Here is a 15,307-nt window from a genome sequence, read left to right on the forward strand (position 1 = left end):
GGAGATGCCCTTTTTAGGTTAGTTTGAAGAGGAATTGGGAAATGATATGTAAAGAAGGGAGTGAATAAATTGAAATTGAAATTTATCTTAGTAATTTCTTTAATGACTGTTATCCTTTACGGCTGTAATAAGGATGAGGTAAAGGATATGCCTGCAAACGCACCAGCAGATCAAAATGGTACTCAGCAGACTGGTGATACGCCAACTGACCAAGTGACATTTAATTTTTTAGAGTTTTCATTAGATGTTGATTACTCTGAAACGGAGTCTTATGAGGTAGAATATGAGGATAAAAAAACAGGGATAGAAGCAAAATTAGAGGATGATCGAAAAAATGAAAAGCTTCAGGGTGATGAGGCTTATACTAAATTAGAGCCATTATTTAAGCAGTTGAATTTTGATTCTACAACACCTAATGACGAAGTGATTGATCAAGTAATCAAAGTATTCAATATTGAAGATAACTATCAATCCATTGAAGTAGATGTCGAATTTGTAGACGGCAATGAAAAGGAATTTAAACGAATTAAATAATGGAAATAAGCCAGCTAGCTGATAGAATCAGTTAGCTGGCTTTTCATTCATTTACATTCTCGTACCCAATGTCGATGTTTAGCAAGGGCATGAACAAAAGATTTTGGATCATTTACAACCCCATTTTTATTAGCAATAGGCTGTAAAAATGAAACATTTTTCGTATAACCTATTGTTTTACAGTGTTGATAGGCTTGTTTAATAAACTGTTCTGCTTTTGATTGTTGAGAGGAATCCTGAAAGGCTCCAGTAACATAAACCCCATCATAAAGAACGGAGGAGGTTGTAGCAAATGTTTCGTGAATTTCATAGCCGCTTACTATGCCTTGTTTATTACTTACTAGTTCAACTACAATATCTTCACTTAAAAATGTAGCAATTAGTTCATTTAATTTTTCACTACTATTTTCTGTAACAATTATGGCTACTTTATTAGATTTGACACTTTCCTTTGCATTGATTACTTGGCTAACAGCAGGAGAAGTTTGGTGAATATGCGGTACTTCCACTTCTATAGGGGGAACTATACCAATTCGTTCAGCGATAGCTGAAGCAAGTGAATAACTGACATGAGCATACATGTCTACAACTTGTTTACGAATGGCTTTATTTTTTACTTTGCCAAGCTCAAAGCTAAAGGCATCGATAATATGCTTTTTCTCAATGTCTGTCATACTAAGCCAGAATAATCTTGCTTGTGAAAAATGGTCTTTAAAGCTCTCACTACGTGCACGTACTTTATGCCCTTCAACTTTTTCTTCATAATGCTTGTATCCACCATCTGCTTCAGAAACAGGATGTGGTGTATTATTGGCCAAGGAATTTTTATGGTAGCTAACTTGTCCCACATTAATGGTTTGTCGGCCATAGCCATCTCGTTGGTTATTATGAAATGGACAGATTGGTTTATTTATAGGAAGCTCATGGAAATTAGGTCCTCCTAGTCGTATTAACTGTGTGTCAGTGTAGGAGAATAAGCGACCTTGTAATAAAGGATCATTTGAAAAATCAATGCCAGGCACAACATGGCCGACATGGAATGCGGCTTGTTCCGTTTCTGCAAAAAAGTTATCCACATTTTTATTCAAGGTCATTTTCCCAAGGATGCGTACTGGAACCTCTTCTTCGGGCCATATTTTTGTGGCATCAAGAATATCGAAGCTAAATTTGAATTCATCTTCAACGGGAATAAGTTGAACACCGAGCTCAAATTCTGGGAAATACCCACGTTCAATCGATTCCCATAAATCTCTACGATGAAAATCGGGGTCTTTTCCAGCAATGATCTGTGCCTCATCCCATACTAGTGATTTTACCCCAAGTACAGGTTTCCAATGAAATTTAACAAAGTGGGCTTTTCCTTCGGCATTGATAAAGCGATAAGTATTAACACCAAACCCCTCCATCATTCGATAGCTTCGTGGAATCGATCTATCTGACATATGCCACATAACCATATGAGCAGACTCCTGATTATTTGCAATGAAATCCCAAAATGTATCATGGGCACTTTGTGCTTGGGGAATTTCGTTATTTGGTTCAGGCTTTACAGCGTGTACAAAATCGGGGAATTTAATAGCATCTTGAATAAAAAATACAGGTATATTATTTCCAACTAAATCATAATTACCCTCTTGTGTATAAAATTTAGTAGCAAAGCCGCGTGCATCACGAACTGTATCTGCAGAGCCTTTAGATCCTGCAACGGTAGAGAAGCGGACAAAGACAGGGGTTTTAGTTCCTTTTCCATTTAAAAATTGAGCTTTTGTAATATCACTTGCGCATTCATATGTTTCAAAAATTCCATGAGCGGCTGAGCCACGTGCGTGTACTACTCGTTCAGGAATTCGTTCATGGTCAAAGTGAGTCATTTTTTCACGGAAATGAAAATCCTCTAGTAAAGTAGGTCCTCGCTCACCTGCTTTTAGTGAATGTTCATCTTCCGATATTTTTAATCCTTGATTGGTTGTGAGAGGTTGATCTTTATCACTTACTCGGAATGCTTCTAGCTGTTGTTGTTTTTGATTGACATCTTTTTTCATTTAGAATCCTCCTTTATAAGTTACAACTACCTTCTACCCGAACGAAAAGATGGCAAACATGAAGAAACAAATTGTTTGCTGTTTAAAAATGAATATGTTACTATTATCTCGAATTAGAGATAATTAAATTCGAAATAAAAAGAGGGAGTCGTATGAAGCAAAACAATCGTAACTTAAAAGCATTTACGGTCTTGTTCCGAGCATATCAAACGATTCAAGATGCAACTAAAAGAGATTTACTTCAATTCGATTTAAATCAAACTGAATTTTCTGTTCTTGAATTTTTGTATCATCATGGAGAACAACCAGTTCAAATGATTGGTAAAAAAATATTAATTGCAAGCAGTAGTATTACCTATGTGATTGATAAACTCGAGCAAAAAGGCTATGTATATCGTAAGGCATGTCCAAGAGATCGCCGTGTCACGTATGTATTATTAACGTTTGAGGGACAGGTTTTGATGGAGGAAATATTCCCTAAGCATGAACAGAAAATAAATGAGATATTCGAAGTATTGGAAGCTCATGAGCTGGACAACATGATTTTATCACTTAAAAAAGTTGGCAAGAACGCTGCTAACCAATAAAAATTTTATATATATATCTCGATATCGAGATATATAGAAGGAGCATATTATGAATCATTTAAAAGGTGTACACCATGTAACGGCTATCACAAGTAGTGCAGAAGAAAATTATAAATTCTTCACCTATGTTTTAGGAATGCGTTTAATAAAGAAAACAGTGAATCAGGATGATATTCAAACATACCATTTATTCTTTGCAGATGATAAGGGTAGTGCGGGTACAGATATGACGTTCTTTGATTTCCCTAATATCCCAAAAGGTGTACATGGTACAAATGAAATTTCAAAGACCTCTTTTCGTGTACCAACGGATGCTGCTTTAGATTATTGGATAAAGCGCTTTGACCGTTTAAATGTGAAGCATACTGGTATGAAAGAACAGTTTGGTAAGAAAACACTATCTTTCGTAGATTTTGATGATCAACACTATCAGTTAATTTCTGATGAGCACAATACAGGTGTGGCAGCAGGTACGCCTTGGCAGGATGGCCCCATCCCCCTTGAGTACGCTATTACAGGTTTAGGACCAGTTTTTGTCCGTGTCGCTAATTTTAAATACTTTAAAGATGTGTTAGAAAAGGTAATGCTTTTTACAGAGATTGCAGAAGAAGGAGACTTTCATTTATTTGAAGTAGGTGAGGGAGGAAATGGCGCCCAGATTATTGTCGAACACAACACAGTGTTACCTGTTGCTCGCCAAGGTTTTGGTACTGTTCACCATGCTGCCTTTCGTGTAGAGGATCGTGCTGTATTAGATGAATGGACTGCACGTTTCGAAAGTTTTGGTTTCCACACTTCTGGCTATGTAAATCGTCATTTCTTTGAATCATTGTATGCACGAGTAGCTCCGCAGATTTTATTTGAATTAGCTACAGATGGTCCAGGATTTATGGGCGATGAGCCATATGAAACATTAGGAGAAAAACTGTCATTACCACCGTTTTTAGAACCAAAACGTGAACAGATTGAAAGTCTTGTTCGTCCGATTGACACTGTAAGAAGTTCCATTATGTTCGATAAAGAATATGAGTAACACAATTTCATCCAGTTGGGAAAGAAAAGCTCCACTGGATGCATACATAACTGTATTGGGGGATAAAAAAATGGAATTTTCCAAGCTGATTGATAAGCGTCGCTCTGCTAATAATTTTATCAAGGACGTTAAGATGACTGAAGAAGATATACGCCCTATTTTGGAGGATGTTAAGCTTGCCCCTTCAGCATTTAACTTACAGCATGCTAATTATATTGTTGTACTTGATGAGGATATGAAAGAAAAGGTAAGAGAGGCGGCATATGGTCAATATAAAGTGCATTCAGCTTCGGGTGTAATTCTTGTACTAGGTGACAAGGAAGCATATAAAAATACTGCTGAGCTAAGTCAAGGTATGGTGGATTTAGGCATAATTACTGCTGGCGAACTAGAGGATATTGTAGCAGAGAATACAAGTTTTTATGAGGATCGCGGTGAAGGATTCATGAAAGATGAAGCCATTCGAAATGCTTCTTTGTCTGCTATGTTATTCATGCTTGCTGCGAAAAATCGTGGTTGGGACACTTGTCCAATGATTGGCTTTGATAATCAGAAAATGCGTGCGCTTTTCAATGTGCCAGAAACACATGAAATAGCCTTAATGATTACTATTGGGAAAGAAAAAGAAAGCAGTCGTCGATTACGTGGCTATCGTAAGCCAGTTGAAGAATTTGCCATTTATTATTGAAATGGTATAAAATACAATAGCTATACAAATACTATGAATAATGTACACTTAGGAGGAAACATCATGAAAGTAGTAGCAATCGTAGGTAGTATCCGTAAAGAATCTTATAATATGCAATTAGCTCAATTTATTCAAAAACGTTATACAGAAAAGTTAGACCTTGAAGTATTAAGCTTAAAGGACCTACCAATGTATAATCAAGATATTGAAAATGAAGCTCCACAAGCAGTTCTTGATTTTAAAGAAAAAGTAAAAGCTGCAGACGCTGTACTTTGGGTTACACCAGAGTATAATGGTACAGTTCCAGGGGTTATGGTCAATGCCATTGATTGGCTATCTCGTGTAGATAAAGTAATGATTGGCAAACCATCCATCATTATGGGTGCATCAATGGGGAACTTAGGAACTGTAAAAGCACAATTACATTTACGTGATATTTTATTCTCTCCAGGCATTAACTCACCTTTACTTAGCGGCAATGACGTTTATATTGGTGCTGTTCACACTAAATTTGATGAAGAAGGCAATTTAACTGATGAAGGTACAGTGAAATTCCTTGACGTAGTCATTGATAACTTCTTAAGTTGGGCAAAAAAATACGTTTAATTAAAATCTAACCCATAAGTATACAATATACTTATGGGCATTTTTTGTTTGGAAAGATGCTACTTCTGCATGAAATCTTCATACTTTCACGATATACTTTTAACAAATTCTAAAATGGTGGTTAAGGATGAGAAAATTATCATTAAAGCTTGGGATTATCTTTTTCATCACATTGTTTTGTATTGAAACATTTATGATGTTTTTTTTGCATGTTTCCTTGACGAATTCTAGAGTGGAAGAGGAATTAGAGAGTTTACAAGCGAGAGGAAACTCACATCGTACTATATTAGAGCAGAACTTCAATAATGAAACACTAGCACATGTTGTTCTTATGGAATCAGAAGCAAGTACCGATGTCGTGGTGACTGACCATTTAGGGACAATCCTAGCCTCCTCACAACCTCATTTAGAAATCAGTAATCTGATTGGTGAGATAGAGAGGGACATACCGTATGAGGGAATGGTTTTACAAGACAATTGGCAGGAAGTTCAATCTATTGCCACGATAAGCCCTATTCAAAATCAGCAAGGAACGATTGGCTATGTATTTATGTTTCAAAATACCGATTCTATCCATGCATTAATGAAACGGCTCAATAAGCATTTTCTCATCGTTGGTATTGTATCTGGTCTTGTCAGTATTGCAGTCATTATTGTTCTATCTCGCAAGCTCGCTAAACCACTTATTCAAATGAAAGAGGCTACATTGAAAATGAGTAAGGGTGATTTTACAGTCGCTCTTTCTACGAATGGGAAAGATGAGCTTGGGGATTTATCGAATGCTATACAGCTTCTGTCCAATGATTTAAATCATCTAAGGCAAGAGCGTAAGGAATTTTTATCGAGTATTGCACATGAGCTTCGTACACCGCTAACCTTTATTAAAGGCTATACAGATATTCTTGCTAAACGGGAGTTAACAGAGCAAGATCGTCAAAAGTATTTAACTATTATAATAGAAGAAACAAATAGACTTTCTCGGTTAATCAAAGACTTATTTGATTTAGCGAAAATGGATGAAAACTCATTTATGATTGAAAAACATTGCTTACATTTAGAATCGTTTTTTTCAAGCATTGAAGAAAAATTAAGTCCCGCTTTTCAAGATAAAGGTATTTATTTGGCTATACATTGTGATAATGGCTTAACACTATGTGCAGATGAAGCAAGACTTGAGCAAATCCTGATTAATCTATTAAATAACGCCTTAATCTATTGTGCGCCAGGAGATACGACTACCGTCACTGTAAAAGAGGACAATAGCGTTTTAAGTATCGTAGTGGAAGACACAGGTAGAGGAATTCCAAAGAAGGATTTACCGTATATTTTTGATCGGTTTTATCGAGTGGAAAAATCACGTAGTCGTGCTTTAGGTGGATCTGGACTTGGGCTTGCTATTGTCAAGGAGCTTGTACAAGCACATGGGGGAGAAATAAAGGTTAGAAGTGAAATAAATAAAGGGACTACTTTTGAATTATCATTTAAAGGAGTAGAAACGAATGAAAACGATTTTATGCATTGATGATGAACCAAGAATGTTAGATTTATTAACCCTTTATTTGGAACCACTATTTCTTTGTAGAGCCATGTCTTCTATACAAGAGGCATTGGATTTTTTAGAAGAAGAGCATGTGGATTTAGTTCTTTTGGATATTATGATGCCAGAGATGGATGGGTGGCAGGTTTGCCAGGAAATTAGGAAGTTTTGGGATGTTCCGATCATTATGCTTACTGCAAAAGGAGAACAAGCTGATATTGTAAAAGGCTTAAACCTTGGTGCTGATGACTACATTTTAAAGCCTTTTGATGAGGAAGAGTTGTTAGCACGAATACATGCTGTATTAAGAAGAACAAAATCTGAAGAAAAAGTAATTAACTTTGAAGGGCTTTGTTTAGATAGAGAGTCCTTTGAAGTATATTTTCAACATAAGGCAATTCCATTAACACCAAAGGAATTTGCCATGCTCGCCCTTTTTTTAGATTATCAAAATAGAGCATTTTCTCGAGAACACCTTATTCATGCCGTTTGGGGATATGATGTAACGATTGAAGATCGTACCATTGATTCACATGTACGTAATTTACGAGAAAAATTAAGAAAAAGTGGTTTTCCGGCTGATGATTACTTGCAAACAGTTTGGGGCATCGGCTATAAATGGCATAAGTCTGCAAATAGAAAGCAAATGGAGCATAAAAGCTAGAAATAACCTCTACCAGAATTGAAGGTAGAGGTTATTTCTATTATTTTGGGCTAAGCTCTTCTTCTGTTACCCATTTATGATTTGTTACGGCTTCACCATTTGTGGAAGTATAATCAACCATATATACAGTTGTTTGCACAGCCTCGTCAATAAGGACAGTCGCATTTTCCATACCTTCCATATGTGCTGCGTCCGTTTTTATTTCTGTTCCAGGAGCTAGTGGTGCTTCTTGTGGGTCAATTAATTCTTCATGAATTACCCACTTATGCTTTTCTATTCGCTTTCCACCAGATGTAGGCTCATAGGAAATAACATAGGCAGTTGTATTATAGGCACCTACTATTGTTGCTTCGGCCCCTTTCATACCTTCCATATGTCCATCTGTAATTATGGCTGTGCTCCCTACAGGAAATTTCGGATTTTCAGCTTTTTTTAACGTTACGGGTACTTCGCCAGAACTTGAATGATTCATTGTAGAATGATCCATTTTTTCAGCAGCTTCATTAGAAGTGGATGCAGGTTTTGTTTGCTCCTCAGTACAAGCCGATAAACTAATTAGAGCGACTACTGATAATAGTCCGACTGACCATCTTTTATTGAATTTCATATGATATCCTCCTCACTCTTTGCTCCTAATGTAGCAAATAAATGTGCAGAAACGATGGATATGATCTATGAAAAACATCTGGCACAAATAGGTGAGAAGATATGCTATTGAATGGGCATGATCTTCAATGTTTTTTGTAATCTATAGGCGAAGACACCAGCAAAAATAGCTAAAATAATATCTTTTGGTAGAGGAGGAATCATCCAAAGCCAAGCGAGCTTATATGAAAAATTCTCTGGTGCACTTGCCCAAAGCTTGTATGCAAAAAACATCCAATTTGTTCCTATCAAATAATTTATCGCTGTTGCTACCAAAGCAGCTACGATAAAGCTTTTCTTTGTACCGCTTCGTTCAACAATCAACCCTGCAACAAATGCCGCTAAAATAAATGTAATTATAAACCCAAAGGTTGGGCTTAAAATTTGGCCAATTCCACCACCGAAACGAGCAAAGACAGGAGCTCCTGCCAATCCTACGCACATATAAATTGTACAGGCGAGCGCACCTTTTCTACTACCAAGAATAAGTCCTGCTAAAATCGCAAAAAAGGTTTGAAGCGTAATGGGTACACCACCAACTACCATAAAAGGTGCAAAGGACGTGATATTAGCACCCACCATCATTAGCGTTGAAAATAATCCAATATAGGTAATGTCAACAGTTCTTAACTTATGATGACTATGTTGCGTAACGGTTGCCATGAAGTTCACCTCGTTTTATAAGTTATTACTGTTAGTGTAAAAAACGAAAGCAGTTGTGTCAACTTTATAATTAAGATAAGTTAACTCAATTGCTTGAAGTAGACTATCTATCTATAAAAATGTATGATAGAATCGTCATAATTTTATAACTTCAAATACTATTGGTGTGATATTTTTGAATATCACTTAAAAGGGAAGTCGGTGGAAGTCCGACGCTGTCCCGCAACTGTAACGAGGAATCCTATAATATGATTTGCCACTGTTTAAGAATGGGAAGGCAATTATAGGATAGTGAATCGAAGCCAGGAGACCTGCCATTTAGTAATACCTGTAATGCCCACGAGGATGCAAGCAATTACGGACAATAGCTGGATATTTTTCTGACTTTGTTTAATCTAGGGTATTTCTATGCGCACTTTCGCATGGGATACCTTTTTTTATTGCTTCATTCATCAATATTCAGTAGGAGATTAAAACAGATGAATAAAAAATTTATGTTATTTTCCTTCGTACTTTTCATGGTTTTAATTGTTTCAATGACCTTTGCTGTAATGGTTGGCTCAGTTTCAGTTACACCGTTATATGTCTGGAAAGTGATTCTCTCTAAAATACCTTTTATACAAAATGCGATTGAGCAAGATTGGAGTCGCTCTCAGGAAATCATCATCTGGCAAATAAGAGCACCTCGTGTTTTGCTAGCTGCTATAGTAGGAGCGGGGTTAGCCATTGCAGGCGCAGCCATTCAGGCACTTGTACGTAATTCCATAGCAGACCCGTATATTCTAGGGATTTCTTCAGGGGCAGCTGTCGGAGCTACTTCTGTGATTATTTTGGGAGCCTTTTCATTTTTAGGTATTTACGCTCTTTCAGTATCCGCATTCCTTGGTTCATTACTTGCCATAGTACTTGTTTTTTTCTTATCACGTGTTGGGGGACGTGTCTCTATTTTCCGCTTGCTATTGGCAGGCATGGCTGTGTCCTTTATCTTAACGGCTATCTCTAATTTTATTTTAATGATGTCAAAGCAAGAAGGAGCCTTAAAGGCTGTTATGTTTTGGATGCTAGGTAGTTTAGCTGGAGCCAAATGGAATAATATTGTGATTCCAGCTTTCGTATTCTTTGTTGTTTTTGGGCTACTGTGGCTACATTATCGCAATTTAAATTTATTATTACTGGGAGAAGAAGCGGCAGTGACATTAGGCGTTAATCTTCAGCAATTCCGTATTCAGTTAATACTACTAGTATCTCTATTAACAGGTGTGCTTGTCGCAGTTAGTGGTTCTATAGGTTTTGTGGGATTGATTATTCCGCATATTGTGCGATTAATTGTGGGCTCAAATTATAAATACGTGATACCTATCAGTGCTTTAATAGGTGGAATTTTCTTAGTGTGGGCAGATGCCTTTGCTCGAATCATCATTGCTCCCCAGGAAATGCCAATTGGTATTATTACAGCTTTTTGTGGAGGACCATTTTTCATTTGGCTTCTCCGTCGTAACAACTATTCATTCGGTGAAGGAGATTAATTTCAATGACATTAGAAGCGAAACAAGTATCATTCTCCATTTACGATCAGCGTATACTACATGATGTAAGCATTCAAATAAAAGAAAAGCAATTTGTTGGATTAATAGGTCCTAATGGGAGCGGAAAATCAACATTGTTAAAAAATATGTATCGTCTGCTAAAACCTGAAAGCGGTAAAGTAGTATTAAATGAGCAAGATATATTAAAGCAATCAAGTAAAGCTATTGCGAAAAATTTGGCTGTTGTTAGCCAAGAGACACCCGTATTATTTGATTTCACTGTGCATGATTTAGTCAGTATGGGAAGAACGCCACATAAAAAGCTATTAGAGCTTGATCAAGAGAAAGATTTTCAAATTGTTAAAGATGCTCTAAGGCAAACGGGCATATCGCATTTAGAGAAACGAAGCTTTAGTTCGCTTTCTGGTGGCGAGAAAAAGCGTGTCATGGTTGCAAGAGCACTTGCTCAACAAGCACAGGTATTAATATTAGATGAGCCAACGAATCATTTAGATATTCAACATCAACTTCAACTTATGGATTTAATTCAGACCTTGCATTTAACCGTCGTAGCTGCTTTACATGATTTGAATATTGCTGCTATGTATTGCGATCAAATTTACGTTTTGCAGCAAGGGCGAATCGTTTGTCATGGTACACCAGAGGAAGTGCTTACGCCAACAGTGCTGCAAGATGTATTTGGTGTTTTTGCGGATATTCAAACACATCCAATGACAGGGAAGCCGTATCTTACATATGTTCCTGAACAATTCACGAAAAAGTTTAGCTAAATATAGAAAAGCAAGATCTTCTATTAGATACATAAAACATCCTTTAAGGAGTGACTGTATGCAAATAGCCTTTACGAAAATGCATGGTGCTGGCAACAGCTATATCTATCTTGATCTTTTCCAATATGATTATAAGGAAGATATCTTTAGTGAATTGGCTCAAAAAATAGCCAATGTTCATACAGGTATAGGCTCAGATGGGTTAATTATTATCCAGCCATCCAAAACTGCTGACTGTGGTATGCGTATTTTTAATAAAGATGGCTCTGAGGCGACAAATTGCGGTAACGGTCTTCGCTGTGTTGCTAAGTATATCTTTGACCGTCATATTGTGCGACAAGAGCAGCTTACGATTGAAACGAAATCGGGCATTATGCTGGCACAGGTAGTGGTGCAAGACGATAGCGTAATAGAAGTGATTGTCGATATGGGCAGGCCTCTCTTATTACGCAAAGACATCCCAATGTTAGGGAATCCAAATGAACTTGTCATCAATGAGATATTTCCTTTACCCCAACAATCTCTTTTGGTAACTGCTTTGTTTTTGGGCAATCCGAATACTGTAGTTTTTGTGAATGCGATCGAGCAAGCACCATTAAGAACATTAGGCGGTATTATAGCAAACGATATGAGATTTCCTCATCGTAGCAACGTTGAATTCGTTGAGGTTGTTCATGCGAAAGCTTTAAAATGTCGAGTTTGGGAACGAGGCACGGGTATAACAGAGGCATGTGGGACAGGTGCTTGTGCAGCGGTAGTGGGTGCTATATTAAATGGTTTTTGTCAGAAGGGAGAAGAGATAGTAGTCCAACTTAGTGGTGGTGACTTAGTCATACGATGGGCTGACAATGACCATATCTGGATGCGTGGTCCTGCAGAATTTATTGCGGATGGAATTTATGAGTTTTTATCTTAATTACGCCAATACTTTTTCGCAATGCCATATTAAATTAAAGGACGCCACTCTGAAATCGGAGGCGTCCTTTATTGTAGAACCATTAAGATATTGCTTTTAAGCCTGCTACACCTATGATAATCGCTAGGATACTGATAATACGTGATAGATTTTTGGATTCCCCAAAGAAAATGATATTTACAAGTACAGCTCCAACAGTACCAATTCCTACCCAAACAACATAGGCAATACTTAACTGTAAATAGTTGAAGGATGCATATAAAAGGGCAAAGGACACACCAAAACCACCAATATATAAAATTAAATTTCGTAATGTTTTATGCTGACTATAAAAGCGTAAGCCGATTACACCTATAATTTCAGACAATGCAGCTAAGATAATAAACATCCAACCCATTATACATTTGCTCCTTTCGTTTGATCCTGCTCTTTAGCGGAATTATCTGCTAACTTTAGACCAATTACACCTAATACTAAAATAAACATAAACAGTCCTTTAATGGCATTAAACTCACCATCGAAAATGAAAATATCCATTAATGTAGTACCGATTGCACCTGCTCCGGCGAAAATAGCGTAGACTGTTCCAGTAGGTAAGCTTTCACAAGCCTTTGATAAGAAGTGAAAATCTATAGCAATGATTGTCACAATAATTATCCAGTGCCACCATGTGCTTGCTACGTTAAAGCCAAATACCCAAAGCAATTCAAATAAACTTGTTAATACGACGTACATCCATTCTTTTTTCATAATTAAAACCCTTTCTATTAGGTAATTAAATGACTGACATTCAGTCATTTTTAAAGTAAAAGAGAACGTCACTTTTATGCGTGACGTAGGCCAAGTGCATGATATAGGAAGTCGATAAGCTCAAGCTTGAGCAATTTCATTGTTTCATCCTTACTATCATCAAATAAATAAATTTGTTCCGCAGCAGATTCAATTAGACCAATCATCAGTTTAGCAGAACGCGTTGGATCAATAGAATCACGTATCATTCCCTGTTGCTGACCAGATAATAAGAAATGCCTCATCCAGTCATAATAAGGTGCATAAATATTTTCCCATTCTTTTAAATGCTCAGTTTGCGCAATACCTGCATAAATAAGTGCAACGATATCTCCATAATCTTTCGTGATTAAAAAAATCATTTCCACAACCTCTTCAAGTTGTTGTTCAAAAGGCTTATGATTTGAAATACCTTCATCTAAGGTAGCGATAATTCTTTCTACCATATTTTTTGCAATAGCAGGCATAACAGAAAGGCGTGATGGGAAATAAAGATAAAATGTTCCTTGAGCGATCCCAGCAGCTTTAACGATATCTGAAACCTTTGTTTTTTCAATACCTTTTTCTCTGAAAACCTCAATGGCGGCTTGAATGATTTTTTCTTCCTTTGACATGCAATCCCTCACTTTTGCCTTACTTATTTAGTATGTTACAGAATAAGAAAAACAATGTCAATATAAAAATGACTGATAGTCAGTCATTTTTTGTTATTCAATGTTCATTTGAATAGCCAATAACACAATGATGCGAAGGAGTATATTTTCTATATTTCGGGGAATTTTAAGATTGAAAGGATTGATGAACATGAACGAAATTAAGTTTGCACAATTAGACACGCAGCAACTTGAAAAAATTAATGAACTTGAAGAAAAGATTGGTGTAACATTAGTTGCCTATGATCCTTCCTCCACACCATCACAGGGTTCTGGCGCTTTTGAGTCAAATAATAGCACTACTACAAATCATCCATCATAATGAAGTGAGAAATGCCTTGCAGTAATGTAAGGTATTTTCATTTTATAGACGTACTAAAAGGAGTGTTTGAATTGAAAGAATTCTATGCGGATTTACATATTCATATTGGACGTACTTCTAGTGGAAGGGCTGTGAAAATTACTGGCAGTAAAACGTTAACATTAGCACGAATTTTAGAGACGGCTAGTGCAAGAAAAGGATTAGACATTATTGGGATCATTGATTGTCACTCCCCTGAAGTAATCGAAGAAATGGTGAAGATGATTGAACGCGGAGAACTGCAAGAGCTAAAAGAAGGTGGTCTGCAATTTCAGGAAACAACTTTGATTCCCGGATCGGAGATCGAAATTTATGATCAACATTGTCATGGTCCTATTCATGTGCTTGCTTACTTTCCTACACTAGAGCTCATGAAGCAGTTCTCAGACTGGATGTCACAGCATATGAAAAATATCCATTTAAGTTCACAGCGTATTTATTGTGACGGCCAAACTTTGCAGCAAAAGGTGCATGAATTAGAAGGTATTTTTATTCCGGCACATGTATTTACACCATTTAAAAGCTTGTATGGCAAAGGGGTTTGTCGAAGTTTAACTGAAGTCTTTGATCCGCAGCTTATCGATGGCATTGAATTAGGTTTAAGCTCTGATACAAATATGGTAAGTCATATTAAAGAATTACAAGCATATACATTCGTTAGCAATTCTGATGCGCATTCGCTTGGGAAATTGGCAAGAGAGTATCAAAAGTTACGATTAGCAGAAGCGAATTTTGCAGAATTAAAAATGGCTCTGCATGATCAGCATGGACGAGCAGTAATTGCCAATTATGGCCTAAATCCTCTTCTTGGCAAATATCATCAAACAGTTTGTGCAAAATGTAGTAAACAGCTAAGTAAAGAAGCTACCATTTGTACACAATGTGGGAGTACTCAAATTATAAAGGGAGTAGCTACCCGTATACAGGAGCTATCTGAAGACTTTCCCAATAAGCGAAATAGACCACCTTACATTCATCAGGTACCACTTGATTTCATTCCAGGTGTTGGTCCTAAAATGATGGAACGTTTAATCGAAGCATGTGGCACAGAAATGAATATTTTGCACCGTGTAACAGTAGACCAGCTTGAGCAAATTGTGCCACATAAACTAGCTCAATTAATCGATTTAGCGAGAACGGGTCAATTAGCTATTGAAGTTGGTGGAGGTGGAATTTATGGAAAGATACAGGTTGACTAGATAAAAAATGAAAAGTTTCAAAAAGATTGGTGTAATTTAACCTATTTTTAACGCTCCTCTAGTAAAATAGTGA

18 protein-coding genes and 1 riboswitch are annotated in these 15,307 nt (G+C 36.8%); of the genes, 12 read left to right on the plus strand and 6 right to left on the minus strand.

Annotated features, from left to right (window positions below):
- The first annotated feature begins 60 nt into the window (after positions 1-60).
- Entirely contained in the window at positions 61-534 is a 474-nt protein-coding gene (locus CD31_RS04335) for a YusW family protein (protein ID WP_244905091.1), read from the plus strand.
- Between the two features lie 47 nt (positions 535-581).
- Here the strand turns inward: CD31_RS04335 and CD31_RS04340 are convergent, their stop codons facing one another.
- The gene (locus CD31_RS04340) at positions 582-2,576 is read right to left on the minus strand and encodes a catalase (protein ID WP_036076012.1); all 1,995 of its coding nucleotides are present in this window, start codon (positions 2,574-2,576) and stop codon (positions 582-584) included.
- A gap of 152 nt (positions 2,577-2,728) precedes the next feature.
- Between CD31_RS04340 and CD31_RS04345 the strand changes: the two genes are divergently transcribed.
- The 6 genes from CD31_RS04345 to CD31_RS04370 all read left to right on the plus strand — a co-directional run bounded on the left by CD31_RS04345 (position 2,729) and on the right by CD31_RS04370 (position 7,691).
- The gene (locus CD31_RS04345; protein WP_036076013.1) at positions 2,729-3,163 is read left to right on the plus strand and encodes a MarR family winged helix-turn-helix transcriptional regulator; all 435 of its coding nucleotides are present in this window, start codon (positions 2,729-2,731) and stop codon (positions 3,161-3,163) included.
- Between the two features lie 49 nt (positions 3,164-3,212).
- Complete coding sequence (locus CD31_RS04350) at positions 3,213-4,196, plus strand: ring-cleaving dioxygenase (RefSeq protein WP_036076014.1); 984 nt, start codon at positions 3,213-3,215, stop codon at positions 4,194-4,196.
- A gap of 70 nt (positions 4,197-4,266) precedes the next feature.
- Entirely contained in the window at positions 4,267-4,884 is a 618-nt protein-coding gene (locus CD31_RS04355) for a nitroreductase family protein (RefSeq protein ID WP_016993716.1), read from the plus strand.
- A gap of 63 nt (positions 4,885-4,947) precedes the next feature.
- Positions 4,948-5,490: an NADPH-dependent FMN reductase gene (locus CD31_RS04360; protein WP_036076015.1), complete on the plus strand. Its 543-nt coding sequence runs from the start codon at positions 4,948-4,950 to the stop codon at positions 5,488-5,490.
- Between the two features lie 127 nt (positions 5,491-5,617).
- Entirely contained in the window at positions 5,618-7,012 is a 1,395-nt protein-coding gene (locus tag CD31_RS04365) for a sensor histidine kinase (RefSeq protein WP_176408525.1), read from the plus strand.
- Entirely contained in the window at positions 6,990-7,691 is a 702-nt protein-coding gene (locus CD31_RS04370; RefSeq protein ID WP_036076016.1) for a response regulator transcription factor, read from the plus strand. Before CD31_RS04365 ends, CD31_RS04370 begins: the two co-directional genes overlap by 23 nt.
- A gap of 40 nt (positions 7,692-7,731) precedes the next feature.
- Here the strand turns inward: CD31_RS04370 and CD31_RS04375 are convergent, their stop codons facing one another.
- Both CD31_RS04375 and CD31_RS04380 read right to left on the minus strand, forming a co-directional pair.
- Positions 7,732-8,298, minus strand: coding sequence for a YdhK family protein (locus CD31_RS04375; protein ID WP_036076017.1), 567 nt, complete (start codon positions 8,296-8,298; stop codon positions 7,732-7,734).
- A 104-nt stretch (positions 8,299-8,402) separates the two neighbouring features.
- Positions 8,403-8,999, minus strand: coding sequence for a biotin transporter BioY (locus tag CD31_RS04380; RefSeq protein ID WP_016993712.1), 597 nt, complete (start codon positions 8,997-8,999; stop codon positions 8,403-8,405).
- A 145-nt stretch (positions 9,000-9,144) separates the two neighbouring features.
- Positions 9,145-9,332: riboswitch (cobalamin riboswitch) on the plus strand.
- A 146-nt stretch (positions 9,333-9,478) separates the two neighbouring features.
- Between CD31_RS04380 and CD31_RS04385 the strand changes: the two genes are divergently transcribed.
- From CD31_RS04385 to dapF, 3 genes are read left to right on the plus strand one after another with little or no spacing between them, the layout of a single operon-like run.
- Positions 9,479-10,525, plus strand: coding sequence for a FecCD family ABC transporter permease (locus CD31_RS04385; RefSeq protein ID WP_036076018.1), 1,047 nt, complete (start codon positions 9,479-9,481; stop codon positions 10,523-10,525).
- Positions 10,526-10,530: 5 nt separating this feature from the next.
- Entirely contained in the window at positions 10,531-11,316 is a 786-nt protein-coding gene (locus CD31_RS04390) for a heme ABC transporter ATP-binding protein (protein ID WP_016993710.1), read from the plus strand.
- Between the two features lie 58 nt (positions 11,317-11,374).
- Entirely contained in the window at positions 11,375-12,232 is an 858-nt protein-coding gene (gene dapF, locus CD31_RS04395) for a diaminopimelate epimerase (RefSeq protein ID WP_036076019.1), read from the plus strand.
- An 82-nt stretch (positions 12,233-12,314) separates the two neighbouring features.
- Here the strand turns inward: dapF and CD31_RS04400 are convergent, their stop codons facing one another.
- The 3 genes from CD31_RS04400 to CD31_RS04410 all read right to left on the minus strand — a co-directional run bounded on the left by CD31_RS04400 (position 12,315) and on the right by CD31_RS04410 (position 13,635).
- Positions 12,315-12,629, minus strand: coding sequence for a DMT family transporter (locus tag CD31_RS04400; RefSeq protein ID WP_016993708.1), 315 nt, complete (start codon positions 12,627-12,629; stop codon positions 12,315-12,317).
- Positions 12,629-12,982: a DMT family transporter gene (locus CD31_RS04405; RefSeq protein ID WP_016993707.1), complete on the minus strand. Its 354-nt coding sequence runs from the start codon at positions 12,980-12,982 to the stop codon at positions 12,629-12,631. Before CD31_RS04405 ends, CD31_RS04400 begins: the two co-directional genes overlap by 1 nt.
- Before the next feature lie 74 nt (positions 12,983-13,056).
- Entirely contained in the window at positions 13,057-13,635 is a 579-nt protein-coding gene (locus tag CD31_RS04410) for a TetR/AcrR family transcriptional regulator (protein WP_036076020.1), read from the minus strand.
- A 190-nt stretch (positions 13,636-13,825) separates the two neighbouring features.
- On the opposite strand from CD31_RS04410, the gene CD31_RS04415 reads away from it, so the two are divergent.
- Positions 13,826-13,996, plus strand: coding sequence for a hypothetical protein (locus tag CD31_RS04415; protein WP_176408526.1), 171 nt, complete (start codon positions 13,826-13,828; stop codon positions 13,994-13,996).
- A 71-nt stretch (positions 13,997-14,067) separates the two neighbouring features.
- Entirely contained in the window at positions 14,068-15,234 is a 1,167-nt protein-coding gene (locus CD31_RS04420) for an endonuclease Q family protein (protein WP_036076023.1), read from the plus strand.
- Positions 15,235-15,307: the final 73 nt, after the last annotated feature.

The organism is Lysinibacillus boronitolerans JCM 21713 = 10a = NBRC 103108 (assembly GCF_000772935.1).
Classification (GTDB): domain Bacteria; phylum Bacillota; class Bacilli; order Bacillales_A; family Planococcaceae; genus Lysinibacillus; species Lysinibacillus boronitolerans.

What these genes read in the sequence shown, in the direction of transcription:
- CD31_RS04340 (WP_036076012.1), bottom strand. Translation starts at nt 2,576, where the DNA reads ATGAAAAAAGATGTCAATCAAAAACAACAACAGCTAGAAGCATTCCGA.
- CD31_RS04345 (WP_036076013.1), top strand. Translation starts at nt 2,729, where the DNA reads ATGAAGCAAAACAATCGTAACTTAAAAGCATTTACGGTCTTGTTCCGA.
- CD31_RS04350 (WP_036076014.1), top strand. Translation starts at nt 3,213, where the DNA reads ATGAATCATTTAAAAGGTGTACACCATGTAACGGCTATCACAAGTAGT.
- CD31_RS04355 (WP_016993716.1), top strand. Translation starts at nt 4,267, where the DNA reads ATGGAATTTTCCAAGCTGATTGATAAGCGTCGCTCTGCTAATAATTTT.
- CD31_RS04360 (WP_036076015.1), top strand. Translation starts at nt 4,948, where the DNA reads ATGAAAGTAGTAGCAATCGTAGGTAGTATCCGTAAAGAATCTTATAAT.
- CD31_RS04365 (WP_176408525.1), top strand. Translation starts at nt 5,618, where the DNA reads ATGAGAAAATTATCATTAAAGCTTGGGATTATCTTTTTCATCACATTG.
- CD31_RS04370 (WP_036076016.1), top strand. Translation starts at nt 6,990, where the DNA reads ATGAAAACGATTTTATGCATTGATGATGAACCAAGAATGTTAGATTTA.
- CD31_RS04375 (WP_036076017.1), bottom strand. Translation starts at nt 8,298, where the DNA reads ATGAAATTCAATAAAAGATGGTCAGTCGGACTATTATCAGTAGTCGCT.
- CD31_RS04380 (WP_016993712.1), bottom strand. Translation starts at nt 8,999, where the DNA reads ATGGCAACCGTTACGCAACATAGTCATCATAAGTTAAGAACTGTTGAC.
- CD31_RS04385 (WP_036076018.1), top strand. Translation starts at nt 9,479, where the DNA reads ATGAATAAAAAATTTATGTTATTTTCCTTCGTACTTTTCATGGTTTTA.
- CD31_RS04390 (WP_016993710.1), top strand. Translation starts at nt 10,531, where the DNA reads ATGACATTAGAAGCGAAACAAGTATCATTCTCCATTTACGATCAGCGT.
- dapF (WP_036076019.1), top strand. Translation starts at nt 11,375, where the DNA reads ATGCAAATAGCCTTTACGAAAATGCATGGTGCTGGCAACAGCTATATC.
- CD31_RS04400 (WP_016993708.1), bottom strand. Translation starts at nt 12,629, where the DNA reads ATGGGTTGGATGTTTATTATCTTAGCTGCATTGTCTGAAATTATAGGT.
- CD31_RS04405 (WP_016993707.1), bottom strand. Translation starts at nt 12,982, where the DNA reads ATGAAAAAAGAATGGATGTACGTCGTATTAACAAGTTTATTTGAATTG.
- CD31_RS04410 (WP_036076020.1), bottom strand. Translation starts at nt 13,635, where the DNA reads ATGTCAAAGGAAGAAAAAATCATTCAAGCCGCCATTGAGGTTTTCAGA.
- CD31_RS04415 (WP_176408526.1), top strand. Translation starts at nt 13,826, where the DNA reads ATGAACGAAATTAAGTTTGCACAATTAGACACGCAGCAACTTGAAAAA.